The 24,108-nt window shown below is 71.4% G+C and carries 22 protein-coding genes; 7 read left to right on the top strand and 15 right to left on the bottom strand.

All coding sequences use genetic code 11. The annotated features are described in order from the left end of the window. Positions 1–113: 113 nt before the first annotated feature. The gene (locus KV100_RS09280; RefSeq protein WP_220342677.1) at positions 114–662 is read right to left on the bottom strand and encodes a GNAT family N-acetyltransferase; all 549 of its coding nucleotides are present in this window, start codon (positions 660–662) and stop codon (positions 114–116) included. A 64-nt stretch (positions 663–726) separates the two neighbouring features. Here KV100_RS09280 and KV100_RS09275 point away from each other — a divergent pair, with 64 nt between their 5' ends. Next, positions 727–1,935, top strand: coding sequence for a putative protein N(5)-glutamine methyltransferase (locus tag KV100_RS09275; RefSeq protein ID WP_308290245.1), 1,209 nt, complete (start codon positions 727–729; stop codon positions 1,933–1,935). Between the two features lie 18 nt (positions 1,936–1,953). Here KV100_RS09275 and KV100_RS09270 read toward each other — a convergent pair whose 3' ends face one another. Beyond that, positions 1,954–2,541: a DUF1707 domain-containing protein gene (locus KV100_RS09270; protein WP_220342675.1), complete on the bottom strand. Its 588-nt coding sequence runs from the start codon at positions 2,539–2,541 to the stop codon at positions 1,954–1,956. A gap of 39 nt (positions 2,542–2,580) precedes the next feature. Here KV100_RS09270 and KV100_RS09265 point away from each other — a divergent pair, with 39 nt between their 5' ends. After that, on the top strand, positions 2,581–3,096 hold the full coding sequence (locus KV100_RS09265) for an NUDIX domain-containing protein (RefSeq protein WP_220342674.1): 516 nt from the start codon (positions 2,581–2,583) through the stop codon (positions 3,094–3,096). Here the strand turns inward: KV100_RS09265 and KV100_RS09260 are convergent. Then, positions 3,047–3,997, bottom strand: a complete 951-nt coding sequence (locus KV100_RS09260) for an AraC family transcriptional regulator (RefSeq protein WP_220342673.1) — start codon at positions 3,995–3,997, stop codon at positions 3,047–3,049. The genes KV100_RS09265 and KV100_RS09260 overlap by 50 nt on opposite strands. A gap of 121 nt (positions 3,998–4,118) precedes the next feature. Between KV100_RS09260 and KV100_RS09255 the strand changes: the two genes are divergently transcribed. Next, on the top strand, positions 4,119–4,952 hold the full coding sequence (locus KV100_RS09255; RefSeq protein WP_220342672.1) for an NmrA family transcriptional regulator: 834 nt from the start codon (positions 4,119–4,121) through the stop codon (positions 4,950–4,952). A 69-nt stretch (positions 4,953–5,021) separates the two neighbouring features. Here KV100_RS09255 and KV100_RS09250 read toward each other — a convergent pair whose 3' ends face one another. From KV100_RS09250 to KV100_RS09200, 11 genes are all read right to left on the bottom strand, one after another. Further along, positions 5,022–8,114, bottom strand: coding sequence for a M14 family metallopeptidase (locus tag KV100_RS09250; protein ID WP_220342671.1), 3,093 nt, complete (start codon positions 8,112–8,114; stop codon positions 5,022–5,024). Positions 8,115–8,201: 87 nt separating this feature from the next. After that, positions 8,202–8,858: a response regulator transcription factor gene (locus KV100_RS09245; RefSeq protein WP_220342670.1), complete on the bottom strand. Its 657-nt coding sequence runs from the start codon at positions 8,856–8,858 to the stop codon at positions 8,202–8,204. Further along, positions 8,855–10,033, bottom strand: a complete 1,179-nt coding sequence (locus KV100_RS09240; protein WP_220342669.1) for a sensor histidine kinase — start codon at positions 10,031–10,033, stop codon at positions 8,855–8,857. The genes KV100_RS09245 and KV100_RS09240 overlap by 4 nt, the downstream gene beginning before the upstream one ends. Continuing rightward, the gene (locus KV100_RS09235) at positions 10,030–11,190 is read right to left on the bottom strand and encodes a hypothetical protein (protein ID WP_220342668.1); all 1,161 of its coding nucleotides are present in this window, start codon (positions 11,188–11,190) and stop codon (positions 10,030–10,032) included. The genes KV100_RS09240 and KV100_RS09235 overlap by 4 nt, the downstream gene beginning before the upstream one ends. A 125-nt stretch (positions 11,191–11,315) precedes the next feature. Then, positions 11,316–12,674 carry an FtsX-like permease family protein gene (locus tag KV100_RS09230; RefSeq protein WP_220342667.1) on the bottom strand — a complete coding sequence of 453 codons (1,359 nt, stop codon included), beginning with the start codon at positions 12,672–12,674 and terminating at the stop codon, positions 11,316–11,318. Further along, positions 12,671–13,372 carry an ABC transporter ATP-binding protein gene (locus KV100_RS09225; RefSeq protein ID WP_220342666.1) on the bottom strand — a complete coding sequence of 234 codons (702 nt, stop codon included), beginning with the start codon at positions 13,370–13,372 and terminating at the stop codon, positions 12,671–12,673. The genes KV100_RS09230 and KV100_RS09225 overlap by 4 nt, the downstream gene beginning before the upstream one ends. Before the next feature lie 102 nt (positions 13,373–13,474). Beyond that, the gene (locus tag KV100_RS09220; protein ID WP_374226664.1) at positions 13,475–14,686 is read right to left on the bottom strand and encodes an ATP-binding cassette domain-containing protein; all 1,212 of its coding nucleotides are present in this window, start codon (positions 14,684–14,686) and stop codon (positions 13,475–13,477) included. Beyond that, complete coding sequence (locus KV100_RS09215; protein WP_220342664.1) at positions 14,587–15,156, bottom strand: ATP-binding cassette domain-containing protein; 570 nt, start codon at positions 15,154–15,156, stop codon at positions 14,587–14,589. The genes KV100_RS09220 and KV100_RS09215 overlap by 100 nt, the downstream gene beginning before the upstream one ends. Before the next feature lie 143 nt (positions 15,157–15,299). Next, positions 15,300–15,902: a DUF1707 domain-containing protein gene (locus KV100_RS09210; RefSeq protein WP_220342663.1), complete on the bottom strand. Its 603-nt coding sequence runs from the start codon at positions 15,900–15,902 to the stop codon at positions 15,300–15,302. A 70-nt stretch (positions 15,903–15,972) separates the two neighbouring features. Then, positions 15,973–16,452 carry a hypothetical protein gene (locus tag KV100_RS09205; RefSeq protein ID WP_220342662.1) on the bottom strand — a complete coding sequence of 160 codons (480 nt, stop codon included), beginning with the start codon at positions 16,450–16,452 and terminating at the stop codon, positions 15,973–15,975. Positions 16,453–16,568: 116 nt separating this feature from the next. Next, on the bottom strand, positions 16,569–17,270 hold the full coding sequence (locus KV100_RS09200; RefSeq protein WP_220342661.1) for a GAP family protein: 702 nt from the start codon (positions 17,268–17,270) through the stop codon (positions 16,569–16,571). 74 nt (positions 17,271–17,344) lie between these two features. Between KV100_RS09200 and KV100_RS09195 the strand changes: the two genes are divergently transcribed. From KV100_RS09195 to KV100_RS09180, 4 genes are all read left to right on the top strand, one after another. Further along, positions 17,345–17,731, top strand: a complete 387-nt coding sequence (locus tag KV100_RS09195; RefSeq protein ID WP_220342660.1) for a hypothetical protein — start codon at positions 17,345–17,347, stop codon at positions 17,729–17,731. Positions 17,732–17,944: 213 nt separating this feature from the next. Then, entirely contained in the window at positions 17,945–19,657 is a 1,713-nt protein-coding gene (locus KV100_RS09190) for a cation:proton antiporter (RefSeq protein ID WP_308290244.1), read from the top strand. Positions 19,658–19,737: 80 nt separating this feature from the next. Beyond that, entirely contained in the window at positions 19,738–21,426 is a 1,689-nt protein-coding gene (locus KV100_RS09185) for an FAD-dependent oxidoreductase (protein WP_220342658.1), read from the top strand. Further along, positions 21,423–22,856: an ATP-binding protein gene (locus tag KV100_RS09180; protein ID WP_308291402.1), complete on the top strand. Its 1,434-nt coding sequence runs from the start codon at positions 21,423–21,425 to the stop codon at positions 22,854–22,856. Before KV100_RS09185 ends, KV100_RS09180 begins: the two co-directional genes overlap by 4 nt. Before the next feature lie 132 nt (positions 22,857–22,988). Here the strand turns inward: KV100_RS09180 and KV100_RS09175 are convergent, their stop codons facing one another. Then, on the bottom strand, positions 22,989–24,020 hold the full coding sequence (locus tag KV100_RS09175) for a LacI family DNA-binding transcriptional regulator (protein ID WP_301021954.1): 1,032 nt from the start codon (positions 24,018–24,020) through the stop codon (positions 22,989–22,991). Between the last annotated feature and the right edge of the window lie 88 nt (positions 24,021–24,108).

The following is a 24,108-nucleotide window of genomic DNA, read 5'->3' as shown; positions in this document are numbered from 1 at the left end:
AATCGTTCGTCGGCGAGCGCGCGTTCCGCGCTCGTGTCTCGACGCTAGGATTCGGGATCCGCTCTCGCAAGGGGCCCACGGCCAGGTCGTCGGTGGTGCTAGTACCACCTAGCCTACGGGCTCGCGGCGGCGGGTGGTTGTGGCGAGGATGCCGGTGGCGAGTCGTCGCCGATCCGACGTTGCATCCAGGCCACGTCCTGCCACGCTCCGTGCTTCCAGCCGATCTCCCGCAGCGTCCCCACCGGCGAGAACCCGAGCGCGGCGTGGAGCCCGATGCTCGCAGGGTTCGGCAGGGCGATGCCGGCGACGAGGGTCCTGAACCCGCGCTCGTCGAGCCGCGTGAACAGCGCGTCGTAGAGAGCTCGGCCCGCGCCGCTGCGTCGCGGTGCGGTCTCACCCAGATACACGCTGACCTCGCACGACCAGGCGTACGCCGGTCGCGTCTTGAACGGTGCTCCGTACGCGTAGCCGCACACCCGGTCGCCGTCGACGAGCACGACCCAGGCGTGGGACTCGTGCGCCGCGGCGATCCGCTGCGCCATCTCGTCCGGCGTCGGAGGCACCGACTCGAAGGTGACTGCGGTCCGCTCGACGTACGGCGTGTAGATCGCCGCGCACGCCGAAGCGTCCTCGGTGGTCGCGTCGCGTGTCGCGAAGGTCATGCACAGACGGTACTCACCCCGGGTCCCTCGCCGCGTGACCCAGGACGACTGCAAGGATTCACCTGTGAACACTTCCGAGGACGGACTCGTCGCGCGTCTGCGCGCGTCCGGGTCCGTCTTCGCCGAGGACGAGGCGCGGGTTCTCCGCGAGTCGGCGACCTCCTCCGACGAGCTCGAGGCGATGACGGCACGCCGTCTCGCCGGCGAGCCGTTGGAGCACGTGGTCGGGTGGGCCGACTTCGGTCACCTCCGGGTGCACGTCGCGCCGGGCGTCTTCGTCCCGCGCCGGAGGACGGAGCTGCTCGCCCGGGCGGCGGTCGACGCTGCGCCCCACGACGGGACGGTGGTCGACCTCTGCTGCGGCTCGGGCGCCGTGGGTGCCTTCGTGGAGGACGAGCGCCCCGACGTCCACGTGATCGCCGCCGACATCGACCCGCTCGCGGTCCGGTGCGCGACGCAGAACCTCGTCCACGGGACGGTGTACGAGGGAGACCTCTTCGACGCACTCCCCGAAGGGCTGCTGGGAGAGGTGGACGTCGTCGCTGTCAACGCGCCGTACGTCCCGACCGACGCCATCGCCCTCATGCCGCCCGAGGCGCGGGACCACGAGCCGCGGGCCGCGCTCGACGGCGGGCCCGACGGTGTCGACGTGCACCGCCGTGTGGCCGCGGACGTGGCCTCCTGGCTCGCTCCGCACGGCCAGGTCCTGATCGAGACGAGCCGTATGCAGGTGCCGTGGACGGCGTTGGCGCTCGCGCAGCGCGGTCTTCGCGCCCGCCTGGCCAGCTGGGACGCCGAGATCGGCACCGCGGTCGTCTGCGGGAGACCGGTCGAGCCCGACCTCGCCGTCGAGGAGCTGCCGCCGCTCGAGTTCGCGTTCGCCGGTCCGGTGCGCGACCGGCTCGTGGGCCTCGTGCTGGACGGTGTGAAGACGACCACCTCGTCGCTGGTGCGGGAGCTCCTGGTCACCGGCGGGGAGGACGACGAGGGCATGCCGGCCGTGGGTGAGCGGTGGCGGATCGTGGACTCCACCGGGTCAGAGGTCTGCGTCGTGGAGACGGTGGAGGTCCGGGTGTCCCGGGTCGCCGACGTCGACCTTCAGCACGTCCTCGACGAGGGCGAGGGTGACCGTACCGTGGCGCAGTGGCGCGAGAACCGCACGCGGTTCTGGGAGGGAGACGAGATGCGGACGTTCCTGGGTGCGCCGGCGTTCACCGTCGACGACGACACCAATGTCGTCCTGCAGCGGTTGAGGGTCGTCAAGAGCCTCTAGGCCATCGAGCGAGCGCGGTCACTTCTCGTAGAAGTAGGCATCGCGCGCGACCAGCGACCCCATCCCCATGCCGCCGGTGACGCGGACGAGCACGCCGTCGGGTCCCGGGGTGCCGCTGCGTCGGTTCTTGACCGCACCCCAGCCCGTACGGAGGCCGTCGACGTCGACGGCCCATCCCTCGGGAAGGATCAGCACGAGGTTGCCGGCGCCGCCGTTGACGTCGATCTCGACGAGCCGGTGGGGGCAGTCGGCGCGACGGAAGTCGAGCTTCACGTTGCCCATGGAGGGCCAGACGCGCAGGCGTGCGGGGACGGCCCACGTGCCGCTGCGCCGGACGTCGCTGATGCCTGCCCTCAGCTCGAGCGTCTCGGTGCGGTCCACGGGGGCGAGCGGGGCGAGCGGCGCTCTGGTCGCCGGGTCGTCGGGGAGGTCGGCGACGACGGCCTGGAGGTCGCGGTACGTCTTGGCGGCGTAGGCGCGTCCGAGCCGGTCGTCGAGCTCGTCCAGGTCGATGCGACCGTCACCGGCGGCGCGGCGCAGCACCTCGGCGGTGCGCTCCCGATCGGGATCACCGGCACGCATGTCGAGCGGGTCGAGGCGGTCCATGGCGTCACCGTACCGGCCGTCTGCACCTAGGCTCGGCACGTGCCCATCCCTCCGTACGTCTCCGCCCTCCGACGCAAGATCGGGACCGATCTGCTCTGGTTGCCGGGGGTGACGGCGCTCGTCCTCGACGACTCCGGACGGCGGGTGCTGCTCGGTCGACGTGTCGACTCGGGCCAGTGGGCGCTGATCAGCGGCATCCTCGATCCTGGCGAGGAGCCGGCGGTCGGCATCGTGCGCGAGGTACGGGAGGAGACCGGGGTCGTCGTTGCCGTGGAGGCTCTCGCGGCGGTCAGCGTCACCGAGCCGGTCCACTACCCGAACGGTGACGTCTCGCAGTACCTCGACCTCTGCTTCGTCTGCCGACCCGTGGACGCTGCTGCGGCCGAGCATCCGTACGCCGCGGACGACGAGTCGCTCGAGGTGGGCTGGTTCGCGCGAGACGACCTCCCTGACGACCTGGCGAGCACGAGCATCGCCGCCCTGCGCCGTAGCGATGACTTCCTCCTCAGGCCGGAGGCAGGCCCCTCGTTCGTGACCGGTACGCGGTCGGACTGACCCCGCGCTCGCGTGAGAACGCCGCGCTCAGCGCGAACGGGCTCGCGTAGCCGACCTCGTGCGCGATCGACGTGAGGGTGCGGTCGGTGCGCTCGAGGAGGTCGGCGGCCAGGGCGAGCCGGAGGCTGGTGAGGTAGGCCATCGGCGGCTCTCCCACGACGGAGGCGAACCGGCGCGCGAGGACGGCGCGTGACACCTGGACCTCCGCGGCGAGCGTCCCGACCGTCCACGGGTCGGCGACCCGCAGGTGGAGCGCCTGCAGCGCCGGGCCGACGACCGGATCGGTCGCCGCGCGGTACCACCCCGGCGCGGCGTCCTCCTGGTCGTTGAGCCACGTGCGCACGGCCGAGAGGACGACGAGGTCGAGCAGACGGTCGAGGAACACCTCCTGACCAGGCACGTCGCGCTGCATCTCGGTGCACAGCAGCGTGACGAGGTCGGAGCTCCACGCGTCACCGTGGAGCACGACCGTCTCCGGCAGCGCTCGCAGCAGGCGCTCGCTCACCGCGGACGCGCGCTCGTACGTGCCGGTGACCATCGTGGTCGCGCCGTCGGTCGCATTGCCCCAGGTGCGCAGGCCGAGCATCATCTCCGCCGAGAGCGAGCGCCCGCTCGCGTCGGTGCAGACCTGGCCGGGCTCGACGAAGACCTGCGGGGGCGTCTGTGGATCGTCGGCCACCGTGTACGGGTCGGGGCCGCGGACGAGGACGAGGTCGCCCCGGTCGAGACGGACCGGGTCGCCTTCTGTCGGGACGACCCACGCCCTGCCGCGTGCGATCACGACCACCGAGAGCGGTGCGCGGTCGCGGATCCGCAAGGACCACGGCGGCTCGAACACCGAGCGCAGCAGGAACGCCCCGTCGGCCCGGGGTCCGTCGAGGAGCCCGCTGAGGATGTCCATGCCACCACAGCCTAGCGAGTGCGAGACGGATGCGTATGGGATCGGCGCTATCAGCCATGGATCGTCTCGCCATGCTCGGGTGGGATGGAGTCCTCGTCCCGCAACACCCACAGGAGGAACCATGTCCATCTCGTACGACGCTCCCGTCCTCGTCGTCGGCGGAGCCGGCAAGACGGCCCGTCGCGTCACCGCACGCCTCGAAGCCCTCGGTCTGCCGGTCCGGCCGGCGTCCCGCACCACGGCCGTGCCATTCGACTGGTCGCACGCGTCGACGTGGGACGCGGCGCTCGACGGCGTCTCTGGGGCCTACCTCTCGTACGCGCCCGATCTCGCCTTCCCCGGCGCCTCCGACCAGGTGGCGGCGCTCGCGGGTCGACTCGCCGAGCGAGGCGTCGAGCGTGTCGTCCTCCTGTCGGGCCGCGGGGAGGCCGGCGCGCGGGACTCGGAGCTCGCACTGCTGGACGCCGTCCCGACCGCGAGCGTCGTGCGCTGCTCGTTCTTCGCCCAGAACTTCACCGAGGGGATGTTCGCCGACGGCGTCCGCGCCGGTGAGCTGGCGATCCCGGTCCCGCCGGACGTGCCGGAGCCGTTCGTCGACCTCGACGACGTGGCCGATGTGGCGGTCGCGGCACTGCGCGACGACGCCTACGCCGGCTCGGTGCTCGAGCTGACGGGGCCGCAGGCGCTCACCTTCGGCGAGGCCGTCGCGGCGATCGGTGACGCCCTCGGGAGCCCGGTCTCGTTCCGATCGGCCTCGGTCGAGGAGTTCGTCACCGCCGTGGTCGCAGCCGGGGAGCCGGCCGAGCTCGCGTACGGGTTGGTCGAGCTCTTCGCCGAGGTCATGGACGGTCGCAACGTCGCGACGACCGACACGATCGAGCGCGTGCTCGCCCGGCCGGCGACGTCGCTGGCCGACGTCGTCCGTCCGGTGGCCGGGCACACGAACGGGCGGTGAGCCTGCCGTCACCGGAGGTGATCCGGTGACGGCCGACCCACCGCCCGTCAGTCGTGCTGCTGTGTGTGGCTAGTCGTCGAGCAGCGTGTCCAACGACCGCGACAGGAGGTCCTGGCGCTTCGCCGCGTCGAGGCCCTCCAACCCGAAGCCGAACAGCACCGAGTCGGGCGTCATGACCGCGGCGCCCTCGTCGACGGACTGCTGGCCGCGCTCCCAGTCGTTGGGGTTGACCCCTGAGCCGGCGGGCGCACCGGGCACCGTCCAGGCGCCGAGATCGGCCTCGAACGACGTCTCGGTCGCCGTCGCCCCGCCGACCGTGGTCTTCGCGTCGTCGATCCACACGCCCAGGCCCGTGGTGCCCCAGTCGGTGGCATAGACGATCGCGACCTCGACCTGCTGACCGGCGTACGCCGACAGGTCTGCACTCCAGTCCTGCCAGCCTCCGGAGTTGCCGCTGAAGGCGTTCCACTCGCCCGTGGTGCCCGTGGGCTGGCAGGTCGCGTCGACGTAGTGGGTCAGCTGCGGATGGAGGGTGATCGCCCATCCTGACGTGCAGCTTTCTCCGGTGGCCTGCGTCGTGTTGCCGTTGGCGTCGGGGAGGGTCGTCCAGTCGTCGGTGCCGACCGGCCTCGCCTCCACGAACACCGCATCCCAGCCGGCCTCGACGTCGGCGCTGAACTTGAAGTCCAGCGATCCCGACGTCGCCCCTGTCAGGTCCACGGTCGTCGCGAGCCGCTTGTAGGCCTGGTCGGCCGAGCCCGAGGTCATGAACCAGTCGCCGGTGAACGGCGCGTAGGGGTCCCCGGAGCCGCGCAGCCACGACAGCGGGGCACTCGACTCGAACTGCGGGAACTCCTCGACCGGCAGGAACGACGACGTCGACACGAACGCGCCGGTGTGGTCCTGCGAGCCGTCGAGCTGTGCCGCGAAGCCCTCGAACGGACCGTCCTCGTCACCCTGGAGCGGGAAGGTCGTGCCGTCCTCACGGGTGCCGCCGTCGTCGACGTACTGGTACGACCCCAGCCAGTACTGGAGGAAGTCGTTGCCCAGCGGCAGGCACGGGTAGGCCCCCGGAGTCGTGCAGGACCCGGCCGTCTCCTCGTCGGGATGGTAGTAGTAGCTGCCGTCAGCCGCCTGCGCGTAGAGCGCGTACTTGCCGGCGACCAGCACCTTGCCGCCCTCGTTGAGGTAGTCGCGGACGCGCAGCTCGGTGTCGTACGCCCACTTGGCCGCCGTGCCTCCGATCTGCCCGGTGTTCCTCGGGATGAGGTCGTCGCCGGTCTCCCAGACGACGGCGTCGTAGTGCGACAGGACTCCGAGGTCGTGCGGAGCCGTGCGGCCGGCGGCGTCGACGTCGTACACGTCGGTGCTGTAGCCGGCAGCGTTGAGCGCGTCGGCGTAGGCCGAGACGTACTTCGGCGAGCTGACAGCTTGTGCCGGTGACAGCCCGGTGTAGTCCTCGGCCGCGAGGATCAGCACGTCACCGCCGATGTCGTCGGCGACGGTGTACGAGAACGACTCGCGTGAGCCGCGCAACGGCTTCACGTTGAGCCCTGTGAAGGTCACCGTCACCCTGTCGCCAGGCTTCTGGCCCTTCACCTCAGCGCGGTACTCGTCGTAGTACTTGTCGTTCTCGTTGCCGTACTTCTCACCGCCTCGCCACTCCCTCATCCGCGTGATGCCGCGGACGCGACCGTTGATCCGGGTGGTCATCAGCAGGCCCTTGAGCTTGCGCTTCGCGGTCACCGCGACGGTCTGCTTGCGGCCGTAGGAGGTGGTGAAGACGTCAGGACGGATGTCCTTCACCGTGATGCCGACCGACGACTTGGGGTCGTCCGGGTCGTGCGCGGACTCCGCGAGGGAGAGCGCGAACGGGATGTTCTTCTCGAACTCGGCCTGGACGAGCTCCTCGTCGTCGGGGAACGAGAAGATGCTCACGCATGCCGCCGGGTCCCACTCGTCGTCGGGGTCGGAGGCGCTGGCCGTCTCGCAGGTCGCCATCTCCGGCGTGTACGCGAGCGTGCCCTGCTCCTCGTGGACGTGCCCGTTCGTGTCGCCGTTGGTGGTGTAGAGCTCCGCCGAGAGGTCGGGGTCGTAGCCGGGGACCGCCGAGTTGGCGTCGTTGCCGGCGAGTGCGGCGTAGATCTCGTCGTCGGGTGTCGGCGTCTCGACCTGCCAGCCGGTGCCGTAGAGAAGCAGCTCGGCAGCGGAGTGGTAGTTGACGAAGAACTCGAACCCGACCTTGTCGACCAGACCGATCGTGGCGCGGGTCTCCGGCTCCGAGGCCGGCGCGGGTCCGCGGTAGGTCTCGCTGAAGGGCTGCGGCGAGCTGCCCTCGTTGTCGTACCCCCACTTGAAGGGGAAGTTCCGGTTCATGTCGACGCCGTCCCCGGCGGTGACCTGCCCGTCGCCGTTGTTGTCGCGCACGGTCTTGCGCCACAGACGGTTGCCCTCGGTGAACGTGAAGTCGTAACCGTCCGGGTTCTGCACCGGCAGGAACCACAGCTCCGTCGTGTCGAGGATCTTGGTGATGCGACGGTCCTTGCCGTAACGGTCGAGCATGTAGTGCATCAGGCGCTGGACCATCTCGGGCGTGATCCACTCGCGCGCGTGCTGGGTGCCCCCGTACAGGACGGCGGGCTTGCTGCCGTCCCGGGACTTGCTGGCGTTCTTGCCGACCTTCACGGCGAGGATGTCCTGCCCGGTGCCCGACTTGCCGGCCTTCACGAGCTTGGTGAGCCTCGGGTAGCGCTTGGTCGCCGCCACCATGTCGTCCCGGATGCCGCCGGCCTCGCTGTAGGAGGTGAAGACGTCGTAGCCGGCCGCCGACTGGCGTGCGGAGAGCGTGCTCGCCTTGACGCCGTCGATCTTCTTGACCTTGAGGTCCACGCCTTCCTCACGGAGCTTGCGCGCCTGGCTCGGTGGCAGCACCACCTCCACCTCGGCCTTGCCCCCCTTGGAGCTGACGACGTCGTGGCTCCGGTCGACGCCGGCCTCGGCGAGGAGGTCGAGTCCCTTCGCGTCGACGGTGGCGCTGTAGATCTCGAGGTCGACAGGTGGTGAGTCGGTCGGGGCCTTGGGGGGTGCCGCGGTCGCCGGGAGCACTCCGAGGAGTCCTCCGACGAGGGCGGTGGTGAACACGATCGCAGCAGGTCGTCGCATGCTGGTCCTCCGCAGGATGAGGTCGTGCCATCGAAGACACGTAATGCCGGAAATCTTCCAGCGTCCGTCGCTTGTGTCAACGGTTGTTCAAGGCAACCGTCCGTGCGGGACCAGGCCGGACTCGTACGCGATCACGACCGCCTGCGTCCGGTCCCGCGCACCGAGCTTGGCGAGCACGTTCGCCACGTGGGTGCGGACCGTCTCCACTCCGAGGACGAGCTCGCCGGCGATCTCCGGATTGGACATCCCGCGCGCCGCCAGCGCCAGCACCTCCGACTCCCTCGGAGTCAGGGCGGGACCGGCGTATGTTGGCTGCGCCGGCGCGTGCCGTACCGCGAGCCGGCGCACCGACTCAGGAAAGAGAAGGCTCTCGCCGGCCGCGACCGCACGCACCGCCGTCACCACCTGGTCGGCGTCGGCCCGCTTGAGCAGGAAGCCCGAGGCGCCGGCGCGCAGGGCCTCGAAGACGTACTCGTCGCTCTCGAACGTCGTCACGACCAGCACCCGCGGCGCCGGGTCCAGCGCGAGGAGCAGCTCCGTGGCGCGGATGCCGTCGACGCCCGGCATCCGCACGTCCATGCACACGACGTCGGGCGAGAGCGACCGCGTCGACGTCAGCGCCGCCGCGCCGTCGGCCGCCTCCCCGACGACCTCGATCCCCGGGTCGCTCTCCAGGATCGCGCGCAGGCCGCGCCGTACGAGCGGCTCGTCGTCGACGAGGAGCACACGGATGGGGGCGCTCATCGCGCTGCTTCCCGCCGGTCGGCCGGAGGTAGCGGCAGCCGGGCGACGAGGTGCCACGTCCCGTCGGCCTGCCGTACGTCCAGGTCACCACCGAGCAGGGCGACCCGCTCCCGCAGGCCGTCGAGGCCACGCCCGGAGGTCCGCGCGGCGCGACCACCGGCACCGGAGCGAGGGACACCGTTGCGTACGGCGACGACCACCGCCTCGCCGACCTGCGTCTCGAGGTGGATCGCCGTGCCGTCACCGTGCTCGTAGGCGTTGGTGAGCCCTTCCTGCACGATCCGGAACGCCTCCCGCGACACGAGGTCCGGGATCCCGACGGGATCGGCGAGGTCTGCCCGGACGTCGGCGCCGCCGGCGACGTAGGAGGCGACGAGGACCGAGATGTCGTCCAGGCCGTGCGCCGGCGCGCGATCGGCCGGGCCGGGCTCGTCCCGCAGGAGGCCGAGGGCGTGGTCCAGCTCGTCGAGGGCCCGTCTCGCGGTGTCGGCGATGATGCCGAGCGACTCCTCGGCATGGTCGACGTCACGACGCACCAGCTGCCGGCCGGCGGCCGCCTGCAACGAGATCACGCTGAGGGCGTGCCCGATTCCGTCGTGGAGGTCACGGGCGAGAGCGCGTTGTGCCTGCTCCCGGCCGATGCGCTGCTGCGCCACGGCGAGCCGGTCGGCGTCGGTCGGCCCGAGGCAGACGACGGAGAGCCAGGCGAGACCGGCACCGAGGGCGACGACCAGAGCGAGGATCGCGCCGGTAGCGCTCACCGCGACCCACCACGGCAGCTCGGAGAACGCGAAGGGGATCCCGATCACGAGCGTGACGCCCGCGGCGCCTCCGGCCAGCACGTGGGCGAGCACGAACCAGGTGGTCCGCCACCGGTGGTGGCGGCGGTCCACCGGCTCGTCGACGAGCTCACCCGGAGGATCGAGCAGGATGCGGGCGCCGGCGACCTCCATGTCTCGCACCGCCGGGAACAGCGAGACCGCGACGAGCAGCGCTGCCACCAGGACCGCCCCGGTCACCGCCACTCCGGTGTTGGCAGTCTCGCGTCCGGTCGCCGCGACACTGAGGCCGAGCAGGCCGAAGGCCAGGAACAGCGCCGTCCCGATGAGGACGAACACCGTGCGCAGGAGCGCCGTACGCAGAAGCGCCGTCCTCGCCTCGGCTCGTGCGCTCATGCCGCCATCTTGCCCGTCTCGCGGGTCGGTCGCGTCGTCTGCGCGCCCGCCGCCCGCCGGCTCCGGACGTAGCCCCACACGGCGACGGCCAGTGCCGGGCCCCACGCCCAGAAGGGCAGGACGCCCAGCATCCACAGGGCCGCGGTGTCGCCGTCGGCCGCCTGCTCGATCGACAGGAGCACGATCGACGGCGCCGTCGCGGTGAGGACGAAGGCGACCGCATAACCGGGGACCGCGGCCGCCGCGACAGGGACGGTGCGACCACCGAGGGAGGGCATCCATGCGGGGAAGACCCGGCCCCACGGGCGGAGCAGCCCGACGGTGAGGATCGATCCGCCGAGTGCCGCGGCACCGAGCAGGAGACCCCACAGCCGCATGGCGGGGTCGAGGTCGGCCGGGGTGAGCGGCCCGGTGAACAGCGCGTCCGGGAACAGCCACGTCGATCGCAGGAGCACGTACGGGAGGGGGCAGACGGCGGCGACCACGGTGGCGATGGTCGTGATCCGGTCGAGCCTGGTCGACGGCTGCTGCAGGCGCGCGGTGTACGGCGCGGCCCACGCCAGCGACGCCGACATCCACTGGACGGTCAGCGCGGCGAGCCCGAGGAGCATCCACGGGCGGAAACCGACCCGTGCGTACCCCTCACCGAGGGTGCGGACCAGCTCGCCGATCGTGTCGGGAGCGAAGGAGCCCGAGCCGATGCCCCACCAGGTGACGAGCCCGGTCGCCACGAGGGCAGTCGCACGCGCGGCCATCGAGCGGCGGAGCGCCGCCACCAGGAGCACCACCGCGATCACCGGGATCGTCATCGCGCAGAAGTAGCCGATGAACGCGATCAGCTGCGAGTCCATGCAGAAGACCGACAGTACGAGGGCGACCGTGGCCGCGGCGGCGATGAGGCCTCGGCGGCCGACCGGTGATCGTGAGGCGGTCGCCAGCGCGACCGAGGTCGCGAGGCCCAGGACCCCGCCGAGGAGCACGAGGACCGGCGCCACGACGTCGGGAAGCAGGGAGAGCAGGGACACCGCTCCGTCCGTGTCCTCGTACGGACTGCTGCTGGGCTCCAGGAGCCACAGCGCTCCCAGCGCGAGGGCGAGCACCGAGGTGGCCCCGAGCGCGAGCGGAGTGCGGGCGCGGAGGGCGAGATCGTGGACCATGAGTTCTCCTTCGTGAGGAAGTGGACTCCTCCACATTCGTCACCTGCACTGCCGCGCGGTTCCCCCGTACGGGGGAGCTCCGGCGGCCGCCGGGGGAGGTCCGTACGGTCGCCCGGTCGCCGCGCTCAGGCCACCGTCCGTGCCACCCTGCGGGACGTCGCGGCGCCGGCGAGGACCAGACCCGAGGCCACGACGACGCACAGCAGGTACTGGGCGATGACCGAGGGCTGGGCCACCGGTTGAAGGCCGACGACCGGCACCAGCACCATCAGCGCGGTCGCCGTGGCGACGCCGACACTGGCCACGAGCGGGATGATCGTCTCCCTCGTCCGAGCGCGGTCGAGCGTGCGGTGGTCGGTCCCGGCCAGGACGAGCGCCCGGTGCTCCTCGCGCTGCTCGATCACCCGACCTGCCTGCATCACTCCGGTGGAGACGGCCGCCAGCGCCCCGGCGATCGCCAGCGTCAAGAAGCCGCCGGTCTTGAGGTCGGCGATGAACGCCGCCTCGTCCGGACGGCCGACGGTGTTGGGATCGAGCAGCGAGAACGTCGCCGTGAGACCGGCGATGAAGGTCGCGAGCGCGACACCGCCCACGGAGCGCCATGCCGTCCTGGGCGAGTCGACGATCCGTCGTCCGGCGAGGAGGGTCGGCACCGAGCGCGCCGCCGCAGCCGTGACGCGACCGACGACCCCGATCACGAAGGGGCCGACGAGGTTGAGCGTCGCGAACGTGAGCACGAGCAGGGTCACGAGGACGGCGAGGGCGACGCCCACCGATCCGCCGAGGACCTGGGGTGCGACGACGAGCGCGAGGCAGCCACCCACGGTCGCGAGCAGCCGAACTCTCCGCAGGCCCGGAGGAGTGACTCTGTTGGCGACGCCCAGCGGGGTGATCGCGACCCGCCGAAGGCTCGCCGCCGCCGAGAGCACCGCGATCGCGAGCACGGCTGCGACAGCGAGAACCACGACCGGCACCCCCACCCAGAGCTCGGAGAAGGCGAACCGACGATCCTGGAACCGCACCTGAGCAACCAGCGGGACGAGCAGTGCGTACCCGACGAGCCCCGCGATTGCGCCCACGGCCGCCTGTGCGGTCGCGTCGAGGACGGTCAGCCCGGCGACCTGGCTGCGCGTCGCTCCGCACAGTCGCAGCGCGGCGAGCCGGGCATCCCGCCGTTCGGCCGCCAACCTGGCGGCGGCGGCACCGAGCGTGCCGAGCGGGACGAGGATCAGGAGGACGGCGATACCGGCGAGGAACGGGTACTGGATGGCGTACGGCGTCTCCGGGGCGTCGAGACCGGCGCGGATGCCGGGGGCACCTCCCGCCCGGTCCCAGAAGGCCTGGAAGCCGCCGATCACCAGGAGGAGGACGGCTGTCGTCGTCGCGAACGCGACGACCGCGAGCACCTCGGTGAGGCGCTGCGGGTCGCGGCGCCCGGAGCCGTGCGAGCGGAGCAGGGCCCACAGGGAGATCGTGGTCCTCATCGTGCGGCCTCCTCGTGCACGTACTCGCCCGTGACCCGGCCGTCGCGCATGGTGATCATGCGTGAGCAGTGACGAGCGACAGCCTCGTCGTGGGTGACGACCACGAGGGCGGCTCCGGTCGACCGCGTGGCGGAGGTGAGGACGCTCAGCACGTCCGCGCCGGTCGCCTGGTCCAGCGCGCCGGTCGGTTCGTCGGCGAAGACCACGCCCGGTGATCCGGCGAGCGCACGCGCGATGGCGACTCGCTGCGACTGTCCCCCGGAGAGCTCACCGGGGCGCCGTTGCTCCAACCCCGCCAGCCCGAGGTGGGCGAGCCAGGCGGCAGCGACCCGCGTCGCCTCGGTCCGTGACGTCCCCGCGAGCATGAGCGGCAGTGCGGCGTTCTCCACCGCGGGAAGCTCGGGCAGGAGCTGCCCGGACTGGAACACGAAGCCGAAGTCGGTGCGTCGCAGCGCCGTACGTCGTCGGTCGGACAGGCTTGCGAGGTCGGCTCCCTTCCACACGATCGAGCCCGAGGTCGGCGCGAGGACTCCCGCGAGACAGTGCAGCAGCGTGGTCTTGCCCGATCCGGACGGGCCCATGATCGCGAGGGACTCACCCGGCGCGACCGAGAGACTGACGCCGGCGAGGGCGTGCGTGGCGGTCGACCCCTCGCCGTAGGTCTGGACGAGGTCGGTGGCGACGAGTGGGGAGTTCATGCCACCACGCTAGGAATCGCGACGGTGTCGGTGCGTCGGTCTGCGGGACGGGCTCGCCGCGGCCACGTCATACTCCGGTCGGAGAGCGAAGAAGCCAGACGATCACCCCGTCGTGCCGAGCGGCAGCGTCGCGCCGTCCCAGCGGGCCCGCCACCAGCGGTCGTGTGTCACCAGGACGACGGGCACGCGTGAGCTGACCAGAGCGTCCTGGAGCTCGTCCACGAGAGCGACCGAGAGGTGGTTGGTGGGCTCGTCGAGCAGGAGCAGCTGCGGCGCTCCGCTCACGACCCGGGCGAGGGAGAGCCGCCGCTGCTGCCCGACGGACAGGTCGCCCACCGCCGTGTCGAGGTCGCGGGGGTGCAGCAGGCCCGTCCGGCGAAGCGCGTCCCGCCACTCCTCGACCGGACCGTCCCGCCCGTCCGCGAACACCGTGAGCGCGCTCGCGCGGGGGTCGGCGTACGCATCCTCCTGCGGCAGGTAGCCGATCCGCAGCCGTCGCTGCCGGCGCACGGTGCCCGCCTCGGGCTCGATCGCACCGGCGAGGACGCCGAGCAGCGTCGACTTGCCCGCACCGTTGGGGCCGACGACCAGCAGGCGGCTGTCGGCGGTGACGTCGAGCGCGGCGAGGCGGAGCCTTCCGCGTACCTCCACGTCGCGGACCGAGACCAGCACACCGTCAGCAGGAGAGACCCCGACGAGGCCGGCGAACGCCCTCCGCTCGGGCGGTGGCGGGACAGGACTGGCCACCAGCCGCTCCAGCCGCGCCTCGGCGTCACGCACCCGCCGCGACACCGCCGCGTCCTTGCGCTCACCGAGGAAGTGGCCGATGAACTTGTCGTTGTCGCGGGGCGCTCGGTAGCCGTGCCCGATCTGACGGCTGCCGGTGCTGAGCACCGCCTTCGCGTCGTCGTACGCGTCCTCCCAGGCGTCGCGCGCCTGCGCCCAGCGCACGAGCGCGGACGCCTTCGCGTCGAGGTACGCCGTGTAGTCGCCGGTGTAGCGCGCAGGCCCGGTGGAGGTCGTACCGTCCGGTGCCACGTGCAGCGTCGCGTCGAGGTCCAGGATCGCCGTGCAGGTCGCGTCGAGGAACGCCCGTTCGTGCGAGACCACGACGACGACACCGCGCTGGTCCTTGAGCGAGCGCTCCAGATAGCCCACCGCGGCATCGTCCAGGTGGTTGGTCGGCTCGTCCAGCAGCATCAGGTCGGCCGACGTCACCAGCGCCAGCGCGAGGGCGAGCCGAGAGCGTTGGCCCCCCGAGAGGGTCCCGAGAGGGCGGTCGTCGCCGACGTCGCCGAGCCCGAGCCCGGCGATCGCGCGCGCCGCCCGAGAGTCTGCCGACCAGCCGTCGCGCCGCTCGTACTCGTCGAGCGCGTCGCCGTACGCCTCGAGCGCCGCGGCGTCAGGATCGCCGTCGCCATCGCGTCCTCGAGGGTCCTCATCTCGCTCTCGAGACCACGGAAGTCGGCGAGCGCACCGTCGATTGCGTCCCGCACCCGGCCGGAGTCGGGGAGGTCGGGGACCTGGCCGAGGTAGGTCACGCGCGTCGGCCGGCTGACGGTGCCGTCGTCGGGCGCCTGGAGCCCGGCCAGGACGCGGAGCAGCGTGGACTTGCCCACGCCGTTCTCCCCGACCAGGCCGAGGCGCTCGCCGGGGGACGCGGTGACGTCGAGGTCGTCGAGGACGGGACGCATCCCGTACTCGACCGTGATGCCGCGGGCGACGAGAGCACGGCTGGTCGCGGCGGCTTCCGTCGTGGAGGACGGGCTGAAGGGGAGAGACACCGATGACCTCACAGGGTCAGAAGGGGCTCGCCGGGCAAGGGCCGCCGCGGACGCGAGCGGGATCGGTGTCAGATCTTCATAGCCCGTCCATCGTGGCACGGGAGGTCAAGCGGTTAAGCCGGGCACACCGCCACGGCGCGCACTCAGTCCAGGGGTCGGCGGACGACACCGACGCCGCCCCACAGCGCGAAGCCCCGGACCCGCACGGTGGGAGCACCGGGCGCGACCTCGCTGTCGTCGCGGGGCCCGCTGAAGCCACCCATGATGCCGATGCCCTCGACGACGACACGCGTCGTCGGGTTCACGGTGATCTGCGCGCCGCCCATGATCGCGTTGACGGTGATGACCACCTCGGGAGCGCTGAAGCGGGCGCGGCGCACGTCGATGTCGGCCCCGCCCATCACGGCGGTCACCGTCAGCTCGGACGGCACCAGCCAGTCGCCGCTGCGCTCGAAGCCGCTCATGATCGCGACGCCGCGCTGGTGGGTGGGCTCGCCGACCGGGGTGACGGGCGAGACGTGGCGCGCCGGAACCGGCTGCGCGTACGGCGGAGTGGCGGGAAGGTCGTCGGTCAGGGGGACCAGGTCGGCCACGGTCTTGGCGTCGTACGCCGCCTCCAGCCGTTCGTCGAGCTCGTCGGTGTCGATCCGTCCCTCACCGGCCGCGCTGCGCAGGATCTCGGCGACCTGCTCGCGGTCGGCGTCGGAGACCCGCATCCGGCGTGCGGGCTCATCGGGAAGCTGCATGTCGGCCAGGCTACGGGAGCGGCCGGAGCGGGCGCGGGACCGACCGAGACAGGCCCCGCGCCCACGGGGGTCAGTCGCCGACCTTCTCCGCGCCGGCCTTGGTGGCCTTCGCCGCGTTGCCGGCGGTCTTGCGGGCCGACGTGGCGGCGCCCTTGGCGGCCGACTTCGTCGACGCGGTGGACTTCTTGGCGGTGGTGGTCGTCGCCTTCACCTTCGCCTCGGTGGACTTGGCCGACTTCTTGACGTCGGCGGTCGCCTGCTGCTTGCGGATGCGGCCGACGAGGGTCTCGCCACGCTCGGCCAGTCCGGCGTACGTGGTCTCCAGGTCCTTGAGCGCCTCGAGAGCAGCGGCCTGAGCCTTCTCGGGGAACACCTTGAGCTGCTCCGGCACGGTCTTGAGCTGCTCGGGCAGACCCTTGAGGTCGTTGATGACGCCGTCGACGTCATCGGACGACGGGACCGACGCGCGGACCTTCTCGACGACGATGTCGCCGGCGCCGACGACGGCGAGGAACGGTGTGGACGTCGTGAGCTGTTCCTTGATGGCCATGATTGCTTCTCCCTCGGTCGTGCGGGCCGCGCCAGGTGGCGTGGACTCCGCCTTCAGTCTTCGTGGCGCTGCTTGCATTTGCAAGCGTTTGCTAGCAGGCGAGAGCGTGAGCCCCGTCACAGGAGCCCGCCGACGCCCTGCAGCGCCACGAGGACACCGACGATTCCGACCGTCCACGCGGTCGCGCTGCCGGCGCGCTGCCCGGCCCACGAGCCGAGTCGTTCGAGCGGTCGATCGACCCAGCGTGCGGCGACGAGCCGCAGCGCGAGGATCAGCAGCGCGGGGAGAATCATCACGAGGCAGTAGACGGCCAACGTTGCGGTGGTGGCCGCCATCCCGATGTCCGCCGCGGTCAGGGCGCCGATCGCGGCCAGATAGGGCAGCATGCTCGCCGCCTCGATCCCACCGGCGACCACGGCCAGGCCGACCATTCCGCCCGGCGTGGACAGCGCCCCGGTGATGCGTTCCTGCCACCGTCGTGACGACTCGGCGGGGTCGTGGCCGCGCTTGGCCCGATACTTGGGGTCGATCCGATAGCTCAGCCAGACGAGCCCGACACCGACCACCACCATCACCACGCGACCCGGCCTCGAGGTGACGATGTCACCCAGCACCGGGACCAGTGCTTGGGCACCGGCGGCGAGCGCGATCCCGAGCACGAGGTAGAAGGCCGCGATCGTCAGGAGGTAGATCACGACCCGTCCCTGATGGCCCCGTCGCGTCGCCAGGACGAGCCACACCGGGATGATCAGCGTCCCGATGCTGGTGCTGTCGACCAGAGCCATGGCCACGAGAAATCCGGCGAGCGCGAGTGTCATCTCTCGATCATCGCCATCCAGAACGCCCCGGGCGTCGGTCTGAGGTCCAACGCCCGCTCCACCTTTGGTAGGGGGTGGTCGCTGGTGCGTCGTTCGTGCTGGGCGGCGCGCTCGCCCTCGTCTACGAGCTGATCGACGAGGCGGGACGACAGGCAGGACGGCACACCGTGATCGCGGTCGGCATGCTCGGCGGCGTCGCCCTGGCGTGCGGGTTCCTCGTGGGGCGGGGCGGTCTGCGTCGCTCGTTCACCGCAGCCGGCGACGAGGTGCCGTACGCGCACCACAGGCTCGCGACGCTGATGCTCTCGGTCGCCGCGGAGGTGGTCGTCATCGTCGGAGCGTTCCACCTGCACCACGGCGTGAGCCTCGCCGTCGTCGTCGCGGTGTTCCTCTGCGGGGTCCCCGAGGGGGTCGTCGGCACGGTCTACCTCATCGACCACGGCCACGCGGTCGGCGGGTGATGCGGAGCTGGGTGGTCCTGACGGCGTACGGCGCGGTGGTCGCCGCGGTGAGCTATCTCGTGATCGCCACCGACCGGCCGAACCTCGTCGTCGCCGTCCTCTCGGTCGCGGGTGGCGTCGGCGTTCCCGGTGGTGGCGGGGGTCGGCTGAGCGCAGTCGGGCGAGTTCGCGATCGCAGGAGAGAATGGGCTGACCTGGCTGAAAGGGGTGCGCGTGGACTTCCTTCTCGTCGGCATCGCCGGGATCGTGTGCATCGTCGCGGTCACGGTGCTCTCACCCCGGGTCGGTGTCGCGGCGCCGCTGCTCCTCGTGCTGATCGGCGTCACGATCAGCCTGCTCCCGGCTGTGCCCGCGATCGAGATCGAGCCGGAGCTGGTCCTCGCAGGGGTGCTGCCGCCGCTGCTGTACTCCACTGCCGTGTCGATGCCCGCGATGGACTTCCGTCGGGACTTCACCGCGATCAGCGGACTCTCCGTCCTCCTCGTCATCCTCAGTGCTCTCCTGCTGGGGCTGTACTTCCGTGCGGTGATCCCTGGCATCGAGCTCTCGACGGGCATCGCGCTCGGGGCGATCGTGAGCCCGACGGACGCGGTCGCGACCTCGATCGTGCGCAGGCTCGGGGTGTCGCCGCGGGTCGTCACCGTGCTGGAGGGCGAGAGTCTCCTCAACGACGCCTCCGCCCTCGTGCTGCTCCGCTCGGCGATCGCGGCGACGGCGGCGTCGGTGTCGCTGTGGGGTGTGGCCGGCGACTTCGTGTGGGCGGTCGTCGCGGCCGTCGTCATCGGTCTGCTCGTCGGCGGCGCCAACCTCCGGGTCCGCGCGAGGATCACCGAGGCCCCGCTCAACACCGCCATCTCGTTCGTCGTCCCGTTCGTCGCCTACGTTCCCGCGGAGCAGCTCGGCGCCTCAGGCCTCGTCGCTGCCGTCACCGCCGGCCTGGTCACCGGACAGGGGGCGCCGAAGTATCTGCGGCCGCAGGACCGGCTCTACGAGGCCTCGAACTGGCGGACGATCGAGCTGCTGCTCGAGGGATCGGTCTTCCTGCTCATCGGCCTCGAGCTCTACGGGGTGCTGGAGGACGTCCGGGAGGCTCACAACAGCGCTCTGAACGCCCTGCTCGTCGGTGTCAGTGCGGGCGCGATCGTGCTCGTGATCCGCGCGGCGTACGTCCTCCCGCTCCTGCTCTCGGCGCGCCGCCGCCGCCGCGCCGCGCCGCGGGTCCGCAAGCACATCGAGGGGATCCAGGACCGGCTCGACTCGGGCGAGCTCCCGGGCCGGCAGCAGGTCCTGCGCAGACGGATCCGCCGGTCGCTGGCCGACGTGAACTACATCATGGCCGAGCCCCTCGGCTGGCGAGAGGGCGTCGTGCTCGTCTGGGCGGGTCTGCGCGGCGTCGTCACCCTCGCCGCGGCACAGTCATTGCCGCAGGAGACGCCCGAGCGTTCGTCGCTCATCCTGATCGCGTTCGTCGTCGCCGTCGGCAGCCTCCTCGTCCAGGGAGGGACCCTGCCCTGGGTCGTCCGGGCGTTGGGGCTCGCCGGCCAGGCCTCCGACGACGGGTCCGAGCGACGGGCACTCTTCGGCGAGCTGGCGAAGGCGGCCGACGACCGCCTCGCGTCACCGGACCTGCGTCGGCCCGACGGCTCGCCGTACGACGAGGACGTCATGGAGCACGCTCGGAGCCTGGTCACCATCCGGCTGTCGGAGGACGAGGAGGCGGTCGAGGACAGCTCCCGGATCGTCGCGCAGTACCACGAGCTGCGGCTCCTCATCGTCGCCGCGGAGCGGGCGGCGCTGCTGCGGGCGCGCGCCCTCGGCACGTATAGCTCGGCGACGTTGTCGGAGGCGTTGAACGTCCTCGACGCGGAGCAGATCAACACCGAGCTGAGGGCGGGCCCGATGCTCGACGACGACGCAGCCGGCTGATCGCGGCCGAGAACCAGCCTGGCCTCGGGGCGGCGAAGGCGCGACGATGGGGACCTCGGCCACCACCGCGAAGGACCGACATGACGGCAACGACCTCCCCCGGGCGCGTGGAGCACCGTGTCGCCCTCCTCACCGTGGACGACGATCCGGCGGTGTCACGCTCGATCGCGCGAGACCTACGGCGCCGTTACGGCGCCACCCACCGGATCGTGCGCGCCGAGTCCGGGGAGCAGGCTCTCGAGGCGCTGCGTGAGCTCAAGCTCCGTGGCGAGGAGGTGGCGGTCCTCCTGGCCGACCACCGGATGCCCCAGATGACGGGCATCGAGTTCCTCGAGAAGGCGATCGACCTGTTCCCCGCCGCACGCCGCGTGCTCGTCACCGCCTATGCCGACACCGAGGCGGCGATCGACGCGATCAACCTCGTCGACCTGGACTACTACCTGCTCAAGCCTTGGGACCCCCCGGACGAGAAGCTCTACCCGGTGATCGACGACCAGCTCGACGCCTGGTCCCGCACCGATCGCCACCCGGTGGGCGAGACGAAGCTGGTCGGGCACCGCTGGTCGGCACGCTCGTCGGAGGTGCGCGAGTTCCTGGCACGCAACCAGGTGCCGTACCGGTGGTTCGCCTCCGACTCGGCCGAGGCACACGCGCTCTTCACGGCCGCGACTCTGGACGACCCGCAGCTCCCGGTCGTCGTCACGCCGGGCGGCGACGTGCTGGTGGCCCCCACCGACGCCGAGCTCGCCGACCGGGTCGGGTTGGTGACGCAGCCTCGGTCCGACTTCTACGACCTGATCGTCGTCGGCGGCGGGCCCGCCGGTCTCAGCGCGGCGCTCTACGGGGCGTCTGAGGGACTCAGAACCGTGCTCGTCGAGCGCACCGCCACCGGAGGGCAGGCGGGGCAGAGCTCACGGATCGAGAACTACCTCGGCTTCCCCGACGGTGTCTCGGGCGCCCAGCTCGCCGAGCGCGCACGGCGTCAGGCGCTCAAGTTCGGTGCGGAGATCGTCACCACCCGCGACGCCGTTGGGCTGGAGGTCAACGGGCCGGCACGCACCGTCCGCTTCCCCGACGGCAGCTCCCTCGACGCGCAGACGATCATCCTGGCCGGCGGAGTCACCTACCGGCGGCTCGACGGCCCCCTGTTGGACGACATGACTGGGCGAGGGCTCTACTACGGGTCGGCGCTGACCAATGTGGCCGCCTGCGCCGGCCAGGACGTGTACGTCGTCGGCGGGGCGAACTCCGCCGGCCAGGCCGCGATCGCGCTGGCCCGCGAGGCACGCAGCGTGACCATCCTCGTCCGTGGGCCGACGTTGACGCAGTCGATGTCGGCGTACCTCGTGGAGCAGGTCGAGGCGCACCCCCGGATCCGGGTGATGACGTCCACCGAGGTCGCGGGGGGATGCGGAGACGGGCACCTCGAGGGCCTGGTGCTGCGTGACCGCAGCACGGGACGTACGACCACCGTCCCCTGCGGATGGGCATTCGTCTTCATCGGCGCCGTGCCGCGGACGGAGTGGCTCGACGGTGTGGTCGTGCGCGACCGCCACGGGTTCGTCCCGACGGGCCCCGACCTCCTGCAGGACGGCGCGCGACCACCGGGGTGGACGCTCGACCGGGTGCCGTACCACCTCGAGAGCAGCGTGCCCGGAATCTTCGCCGCCGGAGACGTCCGTGCGGAGTCGGCGAAGAGAGTCGCCTCCGCCGTCGGAGAAGGAGCCATGGCCGTGATGCTGGTGCACCGCTACCTGGAGCAGCTGTGAGCACGCCCGAGCCGTTGCCGTGCGACGTCGCCGAGCTGCGCCGGATGTTCCTGTTCGAGCGCCTCGAGGACTGGCAGCTGGCGTGGCTGTGCGAGCACGGCCGGGTGGAGCACGCGAAGCCGGGATGGCTCATCCGCGAGGGCGATCCGGCGACGTGCTTCTACGTGATGCTGGAGGGGGAGATCGCCCTCTATCGCACGGTCGGCGGTGACGACGTCGAGACCTCCCGGACCGCCCAGGCCGGCGTGTACACAGGAGCCTGGTCGGCGTACCTGGGGGACCGTGCTCCGCAGGTGTACACCGGCTCGACCAAGGTGCTGGAGCCGTCGCGGTTCTTCGTCCTGGACGCCGCCGACTTCGCCAAGCTGATGGCCGACTGGTTCCCGATGGCGGTGCACCTCCTCGAGGGCCTCTTCTTCGGGACGCGCAACACCCAGGAGGCGGTCGGGCAGCGTGAGCGGCTGCTGGCTCTGGGGTCCTTGTCGGCCGGCCTCACCCACGAGCTCAACAATCCCGCGTCCGCGGCCGTACGCGCGACCGCGACACTGCGCGAGCGGGTCGCGGCGATGCGCCACAAGCTCGCGATGATCGCCGAGGGCACCCACGACCGCGAGACGATCACCGCGCTGATGGCGCTCCAGGAGGACGCACTGGCGCGTCGCGCCGACGCCGTATCGGCGGACGTGCTCGGTGTCCTCGAGGCCTCCGACCTGGAGGACCGGCTCGCCGACTGGCTCGACGACCACGGGATCGAGAACGGTTGGGAGATCGCCCCGGTGCTCGTGCAGGGCGGCATCGACGAGGGGTGGCTCGACGCCGCGGCGGCCCGGGTGGACCCCAGCGCGCTCGCCGGCGCGATGCGCTGGCTCGGCTACACGCTTGAGACCGAGGAGCTGATCGCCGAGATCGAGGATGCGACCAACCGGGTGTCGACCCTGGTCAACGCGGCGAAGCAGTACTCCCAGCTCGACCGCGCCCCGTTCGTCCGCACCGACGTCCACGAGCTGCTCGACGCGACCCTGCTGATGCTGCAGATGAAGCTGCGCGGCATCACCGTGGTCAAGCACTACGACCGCAGCATCGCACCCGTCCCGATGTTCGCGGCGGAGATGAACCAGGTCTGGACCAACTTGATCGTGAACGCGGCACAGGCGATGGCGGGAGACGGGACCCTGACTCTCACCACGCGTCGCGTAGAGGACTGGTGCGAGGTGGAGGTCGCGGACACCGGTCCGGGGATCACGCCGGGGAACCAGGAGCGGATCTTCGAGCCGTTCTTCACGACCAAGGCCGTCGGTGAAGGGACGGGACTGGGGCTCGACATCTCCTGGCGGATCGTGGTCAGGAAGCACCATGGTGACCTGACGGTGGAGTCGGAGCCCGGCAGCACCCGCTTCACGGTCCGCCTCCCGTACGACGCGGCCGGCTGACCCCCTCCCGTCCCCGAGCGTCCCTCCCGTCCCCGTCCCTCCCGTCCCCGATTTGTGCAGTTGGTCAAGGAATCCGGGTGCCGATTCCTTGAGGAGGTGCACAAATCGCGTACGGGGCGAGGCGCGGGGCGGTCAGCCGAGGGTCGACGCGCGGGCCACCAGCTCCGGGGCGAAGACGATGTGCTGGCGCTCACCGCTGCCGCCGGCCTCGATCTCGGCGAGGAGCAGCTCGGCGGCGCGCCGGCCCATCTCGCGTGAGGGCTGGCGCACCGAGGACAGCGGGATGGCTGCCGAGGCGGCGTAGTCGATGTCGTCGTAGCCGATCAGCGCGATGTCGTCGGGCGTCCTCAGCCCACCCCGGGTGAAGGCCTGGAGCATCCCCATCGCGATCAGGTCGTTGGCCGCGAACACCGCGTCAGGACGCTCGTCGGCCGGCAGCGCGACGATCCGCTCGCCCTCGGCCAGTGCCGGGGCGACGTGCATCCCTGTGATCTCGCGGTAGTCCAGCGAGGCGTTGCCGACACCCTCGACCGCTCGCCGTCCACCGGCGAGGCGGTCGCGGACCTGCTCGATGTCGGTGGAGGCACCGACGAAGGTGATGCGTCGCCGCCCGGTCTCGAGCAGGTGCTCGACCGCGAGTCGACCACCGCGCTCGTCGTCGACCGAGACTGAGCTGTACGACTCCGTCGACGCGAGCCGGTCCAGGAGGATCACCGCCATGCCGCGTGAGCGGAGGCGGTCGAGGCGGTCGAGGACGTCACCGACCGGTGAGATGAGCAGGCCGTCGACACGCTGCTCCTCGAAGAGGTCGAGATAGGCACTCTCCCGGGCGGCGTCCTCCGCGCAGTTGGCGAGCAGGACGCTGCGCGACCGCGCGGTCGCCTCGTCCTCGACACCCTGGGCGACGTCGGTGAAGAAGGGGTTGCGGATGTCGAGCACGATGAGCCCGATCGACCGGCTGTGTCCCTGACGGAGCTGACGGGCCGCCTCGTTGCGGACGAACCCGAGGTCGCGGATCGCCGCGAAGACCCGCTCCGCGGTCTGCTCCGACACCTTGGCAGGGTGGTTGAGCACGTTGGAGACCGTGCCGACGGAGACGCCTGCGAGCGCAGCGACGTCACGGAGGCTGGCTGCCGGGGTCGGTGTCGACGGGGGCTTTGCCACCGGCATCTCCTGTATCTAGGTCTGTCGCATGGCGGACGGTGCGTGAAGTCTGCCACTGAATCGTTTCAAGGGGTTCCCTTGACCCTTG

Source organism: Mumia sp. zg.B21 (assembly GCF_019550855.1).
Classification (GTDB): domain Bacteria; phylum Actinomycetota; class Actinomycetes; order Propionibacteriales; family Nocardioidaceae; genus Mumia.
Note: the sequence above shows the minus strand (reverse complement) of the source record. Positions and strands in the feature narration are given on the sequence as shown.

Bases quoted from the DNA above. Each gene is read 5' to 3' on its own strand.
- KV100_RS09260 (WP_220342673.1), bottom strand. From the start codon at position 3,997: ATGGACATCCTCAGCGGGCTCCTCGACGGACCCCGGGCCGACGGGGCG.
- KV100_RS09230 (WP_220342667.1), bottom strand. From the start codon at position 12,674: ATGAGGACCACGATCTCCCTGTGGGCCCTGCTCCGCTCGCACGGCTCC.
- KV100_RS09235 (WP_220342668.1), bottom strand. From the start codon at position 11,190: ATGGTCCACGATCTCGCCCTCCGCGCCCGCACTCCGCTCGCGCTCGGG.
- KV100_RS09250 (WP_220342671.1), bottom strand. From the start codon at position 8,114: ATGCGACGACCTGCTGCGATCGTGTTCACCACCGCCCTCGTCGGAGGA.
- KV100_RS09270 (WP_220342675.1), bottom strand. From the start codon at position 2,541: ATGGACCGCCTCGACCCGCTCGACATGCGTGCCGGTGATCCCGATCGG.
- KV100_RS09185 (WP_220342658.1), top strand. From the start codon at position 19,738: ATGACGGCAACGACCTCCCCCGGGCGCGTGGAGCACCGTGTCGCCCTC.
- KV100_RS09205 (WP_220342662.1), bottom strand. From the start codon at position 16,452: ATGGCCATCAAGGAACAGCTCACGACGTCCACACCGTTCCTCGCCGTC.
- KV100_RS09255 (WP_220342672.1), top strand. From the start codon at position 4,119: ATGTCCATCTCGTACGACGCTCCCGTCCTCGTCGTCGGCGGAGCCGGC.
- KV100_RS09280 (WP_220342677.1), bottom strand. From the start codon at position 662: ATGACCTTCGCGACACGCGACGCGACCACCGAGGACGCTTCGGCGTGC.
- KV100_RS09225 (WP_220342666.1), bottom strand. From the start codon at position 13,372: ATGAACTCCCCACTCGTCGCCACCGACCTCGTCCAGACCTACGGCGAG.
- KV100_RS09200 (WP_220342661.1), bottom strand. From the start codon at position 17,270: ATGACACTCGCGCTCGCCGGATTTCTCGTGGCCATGGCTCTGGTCGAC.
- KV100_RS09245 (WP_220342670.1), bottom strand. From the start codon at position 8,858: ATGAGCGCCCCCATCCGTGTGCTCCTCGTCGACGACGAGCCGCTCGTA.
- KV100_RS09210 (WP_220342663.1), bottom strand. From the start codon at position 15,902: ATGCAGCTTCCCGATGAGCCCGCACGCCGGATGCGGGTCTCCGACGCC.
- KV100_RS09240 (WP_220342669.1), bottom strand. From the start codon at position 10,033: ATGAGCGCACGAGCCGAGGCGAGGACGGCGCTTCTGCGTACGGCGCTC.